A 13323-nucleotide genomic window follows, 5' to 3' on the forward strand; every position below is an offset into this window, starting at 1 on the left:
TTAATTTTTAGGGATATAGTTTAAAGGTAGAACTACGGTCTCCAAAACCGTCAGTGTGGGTTCAATTCCTACTATCCCTGTTTGCCATTATGGCGGTATTGGTGAAGTGGTTAACACACCGGTTTGTGGTACCGGCACGCGTGGGTTCGATCCCCACATACCGCCCTTTTTTATTGGGTTATAGCCAAGCGGTAAGGCAACAGACTTTGACTCTGTCATGCGCTGGTTCGAATCCAGCTAACCCAATTCAGTTGTTAAAACTGATAAATAGCGAATTATGGTGGTATAGCCAAGTGGTAAGGCAGAGGTCTGCAAAACCTTCATCGTCGGTTCAAATCCGATTACCACCTTTGGTATATTAAGCCATAAGCACTTTATGCCGGTGTGGCGGAATTGGCAGACGCGCTGGACTCAAAATCCAGTTCCTTCACGGGAGTATCGGTTCGACTCCGATCACCGGCATTATGGATGTTTCAGGTACCATTTTAAGAAGACAGAACGTTGATTTATCAGCGTTCTGTCTTTTTTGTTTACCTGCGAAAGTGGGTGTAAAAAAAGAAATTGATACCGAATTGATACCGAAATGGGTTCCGGTATCAATTGACAAAATAGGGCTATATCTCTTGATACAATTAGGATACAGACTTATTTTTTTTATTTTAAAAAAATTGAAAATAAATTATTGAGTTCTGGCATCATGATTATTCCTTGAGCGTGTTATTTACTTAGACATAGAAATCAATCGCCATTCACTTATGCTCAGAACGCAGGCATGCATTTATCCTGTGAACGGACAAATGATGTCAGAAGGAGGAAGTGGGATTCGAACCTGCACTTCTGTAGTCAGCAAAGATTCGTTTCCGGACTACATAGCAAACAAACGGAGAGGAAGTGATCTTGAATCTCCTTGATTGTAAACCAGCGGAACATTTCTATTTACGAACCTGCAATATCTGACCAAATCGTCACGGAATAGGGCCGTAAATGTGGTCAATTCAGCCTTTACAAACGATAAAAAAATAGATTAAAAAGATCGAGCTTTTCGCTTGCAACCGATTACATTAGATGCTATGATGTACTTGTAAAGAGGAACAGACGACAAGCTAGTCCCTGATAGGATTATCAAACTAGCAAGTTAGAACTGATGATCATCGGTCAAGTGATACTCAACGAAGGCCAAAGTTGAGATGTGTCACTGGGAACAACTGTATAGCCTGAAGGGCACAACAGCAATAGTTCTCAGGAAATAAGATTCAGACAAGCACAACGATTTAAGATCCAACAGATGAAGTCTAAGTAGATTTTAAATCCAGTTCGAATACCATTGCTCGAATAAGAACGTTTAAAGAAACCCTGATTTTCAGGGAGTAAACTAGAAAAGCTGTGAGATAAGCAGAATTCTAGAATTAAAAACGGATTATGGAGGTGGCTGTCTGAAGTTATTTAGACAACACAACCAAGCAAGAAGCAGTTTAGCAGCAAAACTAAAAAGCCGTTAAGTATACGGATAGCAGACAGATATAACAAAGTGAATGCGTAGTAGATTAGCTTCTTGTCACAATTGAATAGTATGAGGTGTTTAGATATTAACAAAAGTAAGCAGAATGCGTTTGTAACCTCTTTACGTACAAGGATGACCTAGCTGGATAATGTTTAGCTAGGTCATTTCTTTGTCCTTTTTGTCCTCGAGTCCAACGACCCAAATAATCTGGATACATAGTTTATTAAATTAAATCTTCTCATTTTTGTTCTCAGGTCAATTGAAAATAGGTATACTTAGACTAAGAAATAAAGTAAGGACGGATCAAGAAATGCTGGATGTGAATAAACTTGTTCAAGATTTTCCTCAAGTAGATCAATTGATCGAGGGACAACCATTATTTTGGCAAAACCCTGATTATCAACAGAAGGCCGCATTACCGATCGGATTGGCTAATATTTTCGATGCGGAAGCCAGATTTCAACGCTTTGCAAAATATTTCGAGGTTGCATTTCCAGAAACTTTACCTACGAAAGGTATTCTAGAATCCCCATTGATTCCGATACCAGATATGCAGACCGCAATCAGTCGGTCGCAGGCACAACCACTTGTCGGTCAATTATTGCTAAAGGCTGATAATTTATTACCCATTTCTGGATCGATCAAGTCTCGTGGCGGTATTTATGAAGTTTTGAAATTTGCAGAAAAAATTGCCGTCGAAGCGGGTATATTAGTGTATGAAGACAATTACGCAATTTTAGCCAATTCGGAATTCAAAGAATTATTTAGCCAGTATGGTATTGCGGTGGGGTCTACTGGTAATCTAGGGCTGTCCATTGGTATTGTGGCGCAGAAGCTCGGTTTCCAAACGACTGTTCACATGTCTTCAGATGCGGCTCAATGGAAAAAAGATCTGCTACGCGCGAAGGGTGCTGTCGTCGTTGAATACGATGATAATTTCTCCAATGCAATCACCGCTGGACGTAAACAGGCCGCAATGGATCCCAAAGTTTATTTTATCGATGATGAGGGATCTGTCGATCTATTCTTAGGCTATTCTGTGGCTGCATTGCGCTTACAAGGTCAGCTGAAGGCACAGGGGATCAAGGTGGATGAAGAACACCCGCTGTTCGTTTATTTGCCTGCTGGCGTCGGTGGTAGCCCTGGTGGCGTTGCGTTTGGTCTCAAGGAAGTCTTCGGTAAAAATGTACACCCGATTTTTGCTGAACCGACACATATTCCATCCGTGACATTGGGAATGATGACGGGATTGAACGATCAAATTTCGGTCTATGACGTGGGAATTGATGGGATCACCAAGGCCGATGGGTTGGCAGTTGGCCGCCCATCACGGATCGCTGGCAAATTCATGAAGACTTTATTGCTAGGATCGGCGACTTTTCCTGATGAACAAATGATGGCGGAATTGGCACGGCTCTATCAAACCGAGAAAATTAAAGTTGAACCTTCAGCAGCGAGCGGCTTTGCGATTTTGAAGCAGTGCCAAGAAGCACTTGCATCTGAATATCCGTTAGCAAATTCGACCCATATTGTCTGGTCAACTGGTGGCGCAATGGTTCCGTCCACAGATTTTGCGCGTTACCTAGCAGATGGTCAGGCAGAGTTGGGAAACTGAATTTAATTTCACCGACTTTAAGTTAGCCAAGTTTTCGGGCTGTTCTGGTAAAGCAATTTCACCAAGGATATTCACTCGAAATACACGATTGGTATAGTATTTTTTTACCTTGACATAGACTAACTATTTTGATAAGTTTGATAAAGAACGTTCGGGCATGAATTTGTTGCAGTGCTTGGTCGGATCCAATTTCTCGAGATATATTTATCTCAACACCATGAGTCATCACTCCAAGATGATTCATTATGACTTAATTCGGTTTTAAGGATCTAAAGATTAGCAATCAAACTTTGAGGAGGGCTTTACAGAAATGAAAAAAGCAAAAGTTTTAGCTGCAGCGGTAACTACTGCAGTCATTGCACTAACTTTGGTCGGTTGTGCCGGGAAGAAATCTGGAACAAGTACTACCTCGAGTGATTCGAGCAAAACGAAAGATACAGTTGCATTGATCACCGATACGGGTGGTGTTGATGACCGTTCGTTTAACCAATCTGCTTGGGAAGGATTGCAGGCTTGGGGTAAGGCTCATAAATTGAGCCGTGGGAATTCCGGTTTCCAATATTTCCAATCTTCAAACGAATCCGATTACATTCCGAATATTGATCAAGCAACACAAGCTGGATTCAAAACGATCTTCGGGATTGGTTATAAATTACAACCAGCTATTAAGACTTCCGCGAAGAAATCTCCTAAAACAAACTTTGTCATTATTGATGATTCAATTTCAGGTGTAAAGAATGTTGTTTCTGCAACATTTAAAGATAACGAAGCTTCATATTTGGCTGGTATTGCTGCAGCGTATTCAACAAAGACTAATACTGTCGGCTTTATCGGTGGTGTTAAGGGCGATGTAATCGATCGTTTTGACGCTGGGTTTACCGAAGGCGTTAATGCTGGTGCTAAGGAATTAGGCAAGTCTGTTAAGATCATCAATCAATATGCAGGCGACTTTAACGCTCCAGACAAGGGTAAATCTATTGCTCAAGGGATGTATCAACAAGGCGCTGATATTATATTCCACGCTTCTGGTGCAACTGGTAATGGTGTGTTCCAAGAAGCAAAGGCAATTAACCAAGATGGATCTAAAAAAGTTTGGGTCATCGGTGTTGACCGTGACCAATCTGATGAAGGTAAGTACACGACCAAAGATGGCAAAGCAGCTAACTTTACGTTGACATCAACACTTAAGGGTGTGGGTAGTGTGACTGAAGATTTGTCAAACTTGGCTATGAAGGGTAAATTCCCTGGTGGCAAGCACTTAACTTATGGTTTGAAAGAAGACGGCGTTGGTTTGACTGACGGTCAGCTTTCAACAAAGGCCAAGAGTGCGGTTGCGACTGCTAAGAAAGCCATCATTGATGGCACAATTAAAGTGTCGGAACATCCTGCTAAGTAAAAGCGTATAGACTGACGATACTCCTTCGCTCAAGCAGTTGAGCAAGGGAGTATTTTTGTCACCACTAGTGTTATTTAAAAAAAGATTGAGTATGGACTCAAAGAAAGGGAGGTAGCGATGACAAAATCAGATTACGTCATTGAAATGCGCAAGATCACCAAGGATTTTTCCGGCTTTAAGGCTAATGACGAGGTTGATCTCAAGGTCAAACCTGGCGAGATCCACGCGCTCTTAGGCGAAAATGGTGCTGGTAAGTCAACTTTAATGAATATTTTATCCGGTCTATTGGCGCCGACTTCCGGTGAAATTCTAATCAATGGAGAACCGGTCAAGATCGACAATCCCACTGTCGCCAATCAATTAGGCATTGGGATGGTTCATCAGCATTTTATGTTGGTGGATGCATTTACCGTGACGGAAAATATTATTCTTGGTAACGAGCCTAGCACGGGCGGTGTGATCAATCGTAAACAGGCGCAAAAGGAAATTCAGGAGCTTTCTGATCATTATGGCCTGTCAGTGGATCCAACGGCTAAAATCAGTGATATTTCGGTCGGGATGCAACAGCGTGCCGAGATTTTGAAGACACTTTATCGGGGCGCAAATATTTTGATATTTGACGAACCAACGGCTGTGTTGACGCCTCAAGAAATTGATGAATTGATTGAAATCATGAAGGGTTTGGTCGCCGAAGGCAAGTCGATCATTCTGATCACCCATAAATTGGTCGAAATCAAGCTAGCCGCGGATCGTTGTACAGTTATTCGTCGCGGTAAGAGTATTGGTACGGTTGACGTTGCCAAGACGTCAAGCGAAGAATTAGCAACAATGATGGTTGGACATAGTGTCACTTTCAAAGTGCCGAAGTCACCTGCAAAAATTGGCGAGCCGATTCTCAATGTCAAACACCTTGAAGTCAAGGAAAGTCGCGGTATTGCTGCAGTCAAAGGCATAGATTTCACCGTTCATTCCGGAGAAATTCTAGGTATCGCCGGAATTGACGGTAATGGACAAACGGAATTGATCGAAGCCTTGACCGGATTGCGTAAAGTTGCTGGTGGGTCGATTGAGATCGAAGGCCATGATCTCACCAATGCCCCCGTACGGAAAATCACCGAAACCGGCGTGTCGCATGTTCCTGAAGACCGGCACAAATATGGGTTAGTTTTACAAATGTCATTGGCGGAGAATTTAGCGTTGCAGACTTATTACAAGTCGCCACTCAGTCGCCATGGCATCCTCGATTACAAAAAAATTCGGCAACACGCACTTCGTTTGATCAAAACGTATGATATTCGAACGACCAACGAGCAATTGAAGGCCGGTGAACTATCTGGTGGTAACCAACAAAAGGCAATCATCGCTCGTGAGTTGGATCGCGATGCCAACTTGATCATCGTAAGTCAGCCAACACGTGGGCTGGACGTTGGGGCAATCGAATACATTCACCGTCAGCTGATCGATCAGCGTGATCAGGGTAAGGCTGTGTTGCTGGTCAGTTTCGAGCTCGATGAAATCATGAACTTGTCTGACCGGATCATTGTTTTACATGACGGTAAAATTGCCGGAGAAGTTCGACCTGAAACCACGTCTGAACAAGAACTGGGTCTTTTGATGGCCGGTTCGAGTAAGCAAGCAGCAGCTCAGGAGGTGAAATAATGCTAAAAGTCAGTCAACCAGTCAAAAAAGTTCTGGTACCATTGATTTCGATTATCGCCGGTTTTCTTGTCGGTGCTATTATTATGTTGATTTTTAGTTATTCACCTGTTCAAGCCTATGCTTCTATGATCCGTGGTGCCTTAGGAACGACTTCCTCCATTGGTGAAACGTTGCGACAAGCAACGCCGCTGATTTTGACGGCATTAGGTTTTTCAGTTGCGAGTTCTGCCGGCTTCTTCAATATTGGTCTTTCTGGTCAAGCACTCGCGGGTTGGGTCGGCAGTATTTGGATCGCACTAGCTTTTCCTAACCTACCGACTTATATCCTCTTGCCACTGGCCATCATTGTCGGCGCGTTGGCAGGTGCCTTGACCGCTGCAATTCCTGGGTTCTTGCGTGCCTATTTCGGGACGAGTGAAGTTATTGTGACCATCATGTTGAACTATGTGGTGCTTTATGTGAGCACGTATTTATTGCAGAGTGCCATGCCGGCCAGTTTCCGTTCGAGCCAGGATGCAACTAAGACAATTAGCTCACACGCCAGCCTACGAATGGATTGGTTGAGTAATCTATTTGGCGGTTCGCGTGTTCATGGGGGCTTGTTTATCGCCCTCATTGCCTTAGTTTTAGTATGGGTCATTATGAAAAAAACCACGCTTGGCTTTGAGATCCGCGCAGTTGGGATGAATCCATTTGCCTCCGAATATGCGGGGATGAGTAGCAAACGAACCATTATCATGTCGATGGTACTTTCTGGCACGTTGGCGGGTCTTGGCGGTGTTGTCGAAGGTCTCGGGACTTATCAGAACTTCTTCACTCAGACTGCTTCATTATCGATCGGTTTCGATGGTATGGCCGTTTCCTTGCTAGGTAGCGGTAGTTCAGTCGGAATTTTACTTTCTGCATTGTTGTTCAGTGTTCTCAAAATTGGTGGCTTAGGCATGCAGACCGGTGCAGGCGTGCCATTCGAAATTGTCAGCATCGTGATTGCCAGCATTATTTTCTTCGTGGCGATCGATTATGTGATCGGCTTATTGTTCAAGCAACGTCAGAATCGTGAGACTGAACAAATCGCCGCCCGTACCGATTCTAAAGCAACGGTGGCGGTCACGGATGAACAGAAGAAGGGAGGATCCACAAAATGAATATGGTGAGTATGCTTGCCCTCATTGTTTCTTCGACCCTTGTTTTTTCCACACCGCTGATTTTCACTGCGGTTGGGGGTTCCTTCTCTGAACATAGTGGGGTCGTTAACGTTGGTTTGGAAGGTATCATGGTCATGGGTGCGTTCAGCTCGGTTGTTTTCAACTTGACGTTTGCCGACACTTTCGGTAAGGCGACTCCTTGGATCGCATTACTGGTTGCCAGTGTCGTTGGTGTGGCTATTTCTGCTTTGCATGCGGTGGCCACAATCAATTTCCGCGCCGACCATATTGTTAGTGGCACGGTGATCAACTTGCTAGCGCCTGCCTTGAGCGTTTTCCTAGTCAAAGCGATTTATGCTAAGGGGCAGACAGATAATATTGCCCAAAGCTTTGGTTATTTCACGTTTCCGGCCATTTCCAAAATTCCCGTGATCGGTCCGATTCTCTTCAAGGATACTTCGATCATGGCCTACATTGCCATCGTGGTTGCCATTATTGCTTGGTGGATCCAGTTCAAGACTAAATTTGGCTTGCGTTTGCGTTCTGTCGGTGAAAATCCGCAGGCGGCTGATACATTAGGTATTAATGTGTATGGCTACAAATATGCGGGTGTTTTAATTTCCGGTTTACTCGGTGGGATCGGTGGTGCGGTCTTTGCACAGTCGATTTCGGGTAATTTTTCTGCCGGGACGATCGTTGGTCAAGGGTTCATTTCGATGGCGGCGATGATCTTCGGTAAATGGAATCCAATTGGTGCCATGGGTGCCGCGTTATTCTTCGGCTTTGCTCAGAGTCTCAGCATCATCGGCGGACAATTACCGGTCATTTCCAAAATTCCCTCGGTTTACTTACAATGTGCACCATACGTTTTAACAATTGTCGTGTTAGTCTTATTCCTCGGCAAGGCAGTTGGTCCGAAAGAAAATGGAACCAATTATATTAAATCTAAATAATAAAAATCGTTACTGTCTACGATCAGGTTGATCACGACGGCAACGATTTTTTATTTGGGGAAGTATTCTGGTAGTGGTGCACTGATTTGTTGTTCGTTAAATTGAAAGGGTGGATAAAAGTGGAGTTGATAGCCGTGCAGCAACATTTTCTGTGCGGGTTGATAGGCTGGATTATACAAGGGATCGCCGACGATGGGGTGACCGATGGCGGCAAAATGCACGCGGATCTGATGGGTGCGTCCGGTTTCTAAAGAAATAGCCACCAAAGCTGCCGATTCGGTTCGGCGCAAGACGCGATAGTTGGTTTGTGCGGACAAGCCGGATTGATCGTCGACGCAGAACTTACGCTTGTCGGTCGGATCTGGGCCGATCGGCAAGGAAATGCCGCCCTGATCGGACAGTGTAGTGGGTTCGCTGACCCAAGCCAAATAGTCACGCCGCATCACTTTCAAAGTGAGTTGACGATTATAAATGGGGACCGCGACGGTATTTTTAGCGACGAGCAAGGCGCCGCTAGTTTGTTGGTCGAGACGATGCACAATCAAGATGTCGGGATATTCGGCCTGCAAAAAATTCAGCATCGAGCCAGTCTCATCGGGGCGATTCGGGTGTGTCTTCAATCCTGCGGGTTTATTGACGATGATTGTTGTGGCATCTTCGTATAATATTTCCGGCTGGTAGTCAGTCGCAGGTAAATAATGTTGTGTATTTTCAGGTAAAAAGTCGAAGTTCATTTCGATCAGATCGCCCCCGTGCACTAATTCATCAAAATGATGATAATGGTGATTGACTGTGATTTTTTCTTGGATGCGTAGTAAATGTTGCCACTTGCGCGGGATCAGCCATTTCCGCAAGAGCTGACGTATCGTCATCGGCGCCAAGTCGGCCGGAAGATATTCTAAAAAGTGGGTTTGCATGTGGGGCTCCTTCGCGGTTACTATAAAAAATCATTAAATGCGGCGCGAGGCCGATGGAAACAATTGGGTTCGTGGTAAAATTGAGCCTATTGGATGGTTGATATTAATGAAACGTAAACAAACAGAAAAGAAACATCACTGGGGAGAAAGTCATCCCTATCTTAGCCGATTTTGGCGAAGATTTAAAGTCGCTTGGCGACATATCGAATTGACGCGTTGGCTGATTTTGATCGTTCTGACGGTTTTTATGGGGGTCTCGACCTTTTATACGATCAAGGCGAAAACAGCCGATGTTGGCAGTCTGAAGGCCTCATTTAAGACCGTTACCGAAGTCATGGATCGAGATGGCAAGAAGGCGGGGAGTTTGTATTCACAAAAAGGGACTTTTGTGGAGCTTCCCCAAATTTCTAAAAGTGTGCAGAACGCGGTGATCGCCACCGAAGACCGGACTTTCTATTCCAATCTCGGCTTTAGCATTAAGGGAATCGCACGAGCTGGTCTGAGTTATGTACTCCATCATGGCACCATTACCGGTGGTGGGAGTACGATCACCCAACAACTTGCCAAGAATAAGTTGCTGTCTCAGAAACAGACTTTTGGTCGTAAAATTGCCGAATTATTCATGGCCGTCGAAATCAATCGTGTCTATAGCAAGAAAGACGTGTTGACGATGTATTTGAATAACGCGTATTTTGGCAATGGCGTCTGGGGCGTGCAAGATGCGTCTAAGCGGTACTTTGGCCGCGATGCCAGTCAGTTGACGACGGCTCAAGGGGCGACTTTGGCCGCGATGTTGCGTAGCCCTAGTTTCTATGATCCCATTAAACATGCAGATAATGCAACTAGTCGTCGTAATCTGGTGTTGGATCTCGAAACGCAGACGGACTATTTAACAGACTCAGAAGCCACGGCAGCTAAGCAAGAGAAGTTGACTATTACCAATACGTATTCATCCGCGACTAATTATCGCTACCCTTATTATTTTGATGCCGTAATCAATGAGGCAATCAATGATTATGATATTTCTGAGTCTGACATTTTAAATAAAGGGTATAAAATTTATACGAGTTTAGACCAGAATTATCAAACGCAAATGCAAAATACCTATAATGAAACCTGGCTATTTCCACAAAATGCCGCCGATGGCACGATGCCGCAATCCGGGTCTGTTTCGTTGGATCCAAAAACCGGCGGCGTCTTGGCCGTGGTCGGTCGGCGTGGCGAACACACTTTTCGCAGCTATGATTACGCGACCATGATCAAACGCCAACCTGGTTCGACGATCAAGCCACTGGCGGTCTATGCGCCAGCCTTGGAAAACGGCTATCATTATGACTCCGAACTGACCGACAAGGACATGACTTTCGGTAAAAATAAATATCACCCAACCAATGTGGATGGCACTTATTTAGGACAGGTCCCAATGTATGAAGCACTCGCACAAAGTCGCAATGTGCCGGCCGTTTGGTTGCTGGATCAAATTGGGATCAGCAAAGGCGTGGCGTCGGTCGAAAAATTTGGTCTCGATGTGCCCGAAGCCGATCAGAACCTTGCCCTAGCTCTTGGTGGCTTGCAAACTGGGGTCTCACCCATCCAAATGGCACAGGCCTATACCGCTTTTGCAAATAATGGTAAGATGACGACCGCCCATTTTATAACCAAAATCGTGGATGCAACTGGCGCCGTGATTGTGGATAAAACGAAGACGGAGAGCAAGACTGTATTAAGTCAGAAGAATGCTGAAACGATGACCAGTATGATGTTAGGCGTGTTCAACGAAGGCACGGGTAAAAACGCCAAGCCTGTCGGTTATAATGTCGCTGGTAAGACCGGCAGTACTGAGGTTCCCGACAGTTATCCAGGCAGTGGGACCAAAGATCAGTGGGTCATTGGCTATACGCCTGATATTGTCACGGCAACCTGGCTAGGCTATGATAAAACCGACGAGCAACATTATCTGACCAGTAGTTATATCGCCGGTATTTTTAAGCAAGAAATGACTAATATTCTGCCTTATACGCCACACACGAGTTTCACGACCGAGGACGCGGCATCGATTGCATCCGAAAACGGCCAGGCTGGCAGTGATAATGGCGATGGCTGGTTAGATGATTTTGGAAATAGTGTCGGTGATACGCTGAATAATGCCAAAGATAAGGTCAATGAATGGTATAATGATGTCAAAGGTCTCTTTGGCCAATAAAATAAAGATGTTCATGAATCTGATCTCAGCCATAATTGATTATTGGCTGCGAACGATCGTCATGTTCACAATCATAAAGGAGTTAGAAAGATGACTGTCAATATTTACGATAATGCTAACGAAATGGCGGCGGCTTTACGTCAGACCCCACAATACGCCGCATTGAAAGGTGCTTTCGCACAGATGAAGGCCGATCCAATTGCCTACGGTCTATTCCAACAAATGGAGAAGTTGCAAGCCGAATTTCAGCAGAAGCAAAATGCTGGTGAAGAAATTACCGACGATGATGTGCAAAGAATGCGCGATTTCAGTGGCAAACTGATGAAGATCGATCTGATGAATGACTTGATGACCCGTGAACGTGAAATGAACAGTGTGATGGATGAATTGAATCAAATCGTCACTAAACCAATTATGGAATTGTACCAAGATTAATCAAAGGGGTGAGCAGCAGTGGCAGTACAACTCGCTAATCTCAAAAATGGCACCGCATTTCAAATCGTTGTCATGATCAAACAGGCTGAAGTGCGTGTGGCTAAAAATGGCAAGCGATTCATTTCGTTAGTTTTTCAAGATCGAACGGGTGAAATCACCGGGATGTATTGGGATGCCAAAGACGATGATATTCAGCATTTCGCCAGTGGTGCGTTGGTGCATCTGGAGGGTCAACGCGATCTTTATAATGGCCAGCCACAAGTTAAGATCACGAAGTTGTTCTTAGTGGATCCTAATGAAGGCTTCCAAGCTAGCCAGTTCGTGGTGCAAGCCCCCATGTCGGCGGCAGAAATGCAGGATGAAATTCAAAAAGCGATCTTCGATATTCAAAATGCAAAATGGAATCGGATCGTCCGTTTTCTTTTGCAAAAATATCAAAAAGAGTTCTATGAACATCCCGCCGCTAAATCCAATCACCATGATTTTACCGGTGGGTTAGCGTTTCATACACTAAGTATGATGCGCTTGGCGAAGTCGATCAGCCAGCAATACGACCAAATCAATTACTCACTGTTATTATCTGGAACGATCCTACATGATTTGGGTAAGACCATTGAGCTGAGTGGTTCGATCGGGACGGAATATACCGTACCCGGTAATTTGATCGGCCATATTGTTTTGATCGACGAACAGATCGTGTTAGCTTGTCAGGCGTTGAAACTTTCCGAGAATGATGAGGATATTTTGTTATTGCGCCACATGGTCTTGTCTCATCACGGTCTGTTGGAGTATGGTTCGCCAGAGCGGCCGAAGCTGTTAGAGGCCGAAGTGCTTCATTACATCGATGAACTTGATGCGTCGATCAACATGATCTCAAAAGCAATGGTCAAAACCGAACCGGGAACATTTAGCGAACGGATCTTTGGTTTGGATAATCGCCAATTCTATCATCCACAAGCTTAATTTAAATCACCTTTGAAACAAGCCAAAAAATAAGCGCCACCCATCAAAGGGGGTGCTTATTTTTTGGCGTTTTTTTCGTATAGATCGTCTAAATATCATACAAAAACCAACGCTTCACTGAGGGTCAGCGTTGGTTAGTCAGGATCGGCTGAAGCATGATAATTGACTTTAACTGATCCTAACCACTTTATTTATACCATAAATTATAAAAATATGTTAGCGTTTCCTTTTAAAATGTCAAATTCTTGAATAAGCTCATGATAATTGAACCTTTTGGTCGTCAGAAAATGCTCTTTCAAGCTATTATTGTGGCTAGGGTCGGTCCAAATAAGCTGTCCACGCGGAATCGGTTTTGCCAAATCCGTTTCGTCAAATCGATATCGCCAAATCGCGACGAGGAAGGCGACTTTTGTATCCGTTAATTGAAAAGGGTAGGGCTTAGCTTTCAGAACGCAAAAAAAGCAAAACGCGGCTCGGCTCCTGTCAAGAGGACAATCAAATAATTAAAGTGTTTATGCACATTCTTGAACGGCATG

At 44.4% G+C, this 13323-nt stretch carries 9 protein-coding genes and 5 tRNA genes; 13 read left to right on the forward strand and 1 reads right to left on the reverse strand.

Annotated elements, in window-relative coordinates; all coding sequences use genetic code 11:
• Positions 1-9 precede the first annotated feature (9 nt).
• From EKM67_RS09585 to EKM67_RS09630, 10 genes are all read left to right on the forward strand, one after another.
• Positions 10-80, forward strand: a tRNA-Trp gene (locus EKM67_RS09585).
• Between the two features lie 12 nt (positions 81-92).
• Positions 93-165 (forward strand) — tRNA-His (locus EKM67_RS09590).
• 9 nt (positions 166-174) lie between these two features.
• Positions 175-246, forward strand: a tRNA-Gln gene (locus EKM67_RS09595).
• Positions 247-279: 33 nt separating this feature from the next.
• Positions 280-350: transfer RNA gene (locus tag EKM67_RS09600), tRNA-Cys, on the forward strand.
• A gap of 28 nt (positions 351-378) precedes the next feature.
• Positions 379-462: transfer RNA gene (locus EKM67_RS09605), tRNA-Leu, on the forward strand.
• A gap of 1349 nt (positions 463-1811) precedes the next feature.
• Positions 1812-3116 (forward strand): D-serine ammonia-lyase, encoded by a 1305-nt coding sequence (locus EKM67_RS09610; RefSeq protein WP_125578795.1) that lies wholly within the window; start codon positions 1812-1814, stop codon positions 3114-3116.
• Positions 3117-3426: 310 nt separating this feature from the next.
• Entirely contained in the window at positions 3427-4512 is a 1086-nt protein-coding gene (locus tag EKM67_RS09615) for a BMP family lipoprotein (RefSeq protein WP_125578796.1), read from the forward strand.
• Between the two features lie 117 nt (positions 4513-4629).
• Positions 4630-6171 (forward strand): ABC transporter ATP-binding protein, encoded by a 1542-nt coding sequence (locus EKM67_RS09620; protein ID WP_125578797.1) that lies wholly within the window; start codon positions 4630-4632, stop codon positions 6169-6171.
• Positions 6171-7316, forward strand: a complete 1146-nt coding sequence (locus tag EKM67_RS09625; protein ID WP_125578798.1) for an ABC transporter permease — start codon at positions 6171-6173, stop codon at positions 7314-7316. Before EKM67_RS09620 ends, EKM67_RS09625 begins: the two co-directional genes overlap by 1 nt.
• Entirely contained in the window at positions 7313-8269 is a 957-nt protein-coding gene (locus EKM67_RS09630) for an ABC transporter permease (RefSeq protein WP_125578799.1), read from the forward strand. Before EKM67_RS09625 ends, EKM67_RS09630 begins: the two co-directional genes overlap by 4 nt.
• Before the next feature lie 50 nt (positions 8270-8319).
• On the opposite strand, the gene EKM67_RS09635 is transcribed toward EKM67_RS09630, so the two are convergent.
• Positions 8320-9186 (reverse strand): RluA family pseudouridine synthase, encoded by an 867-nt coding sequence (locus tag EKM67_RS09635; protein WP_125578800.1) that lies wholly within the window; start codon positions 9184-9186, stop codon positions 8320-8322.
• A gap of 106 nt (positions 9187-9292) precedes the next feature.
• Between EKM67_RS09635 and EKM67_RS09640 the strand changes: the two genes are divergently transcribed.
• The 3 genes from EKM67_RS09640 (at position 9293) to EKM67_RS09650 (ending at position 12787) form a co-directional block, all read left to right on the forward strand.
• Entirely contained in the window at positions 9293-11389 is a 2097-nt protein-coding gene (locus EKM67_RS09640; RefSeq protein WP_225417365.1) for a PBP1A family penicillin-binding protein, read from the forward strand.
• 90 nt (positions 11390-11479) lie between these two features.
• Positions 11480-11824, forward strand: coding sequence for a YlbF family regulator (locus EKM67_RS09645; protein ID WP_125578802.1), 345 nt, complete (start codon positions 11480-11482; stop codon positions 11822-11824).
• An 18-nt stretch (positions 11825-11842) separates the two neighbouring features.
• Positions 11843-12787: a 3'-5' exoribonuclease YhaM family protein gene (locus EKM67_RS09650; protein ID WP_379894848.1), complete on the forward strand. Its 945-nt coding sequence runs from the start codon at positions 11843-11845 to the stop codon at positions 12785-12787.
• Positions 12788-13323 lie beyond the last annotated feature (536 nt).

The organism is Lapidilactobacillus mulanensis, from assembly GCF_003946215.1.
Classification (GTDB): Bacteria; Bacillota; Bacilli; order Lactobacillales; family Lactobacillaceae; genus Lapidilactobacillus; species Lapidilactobacillus mulanensis.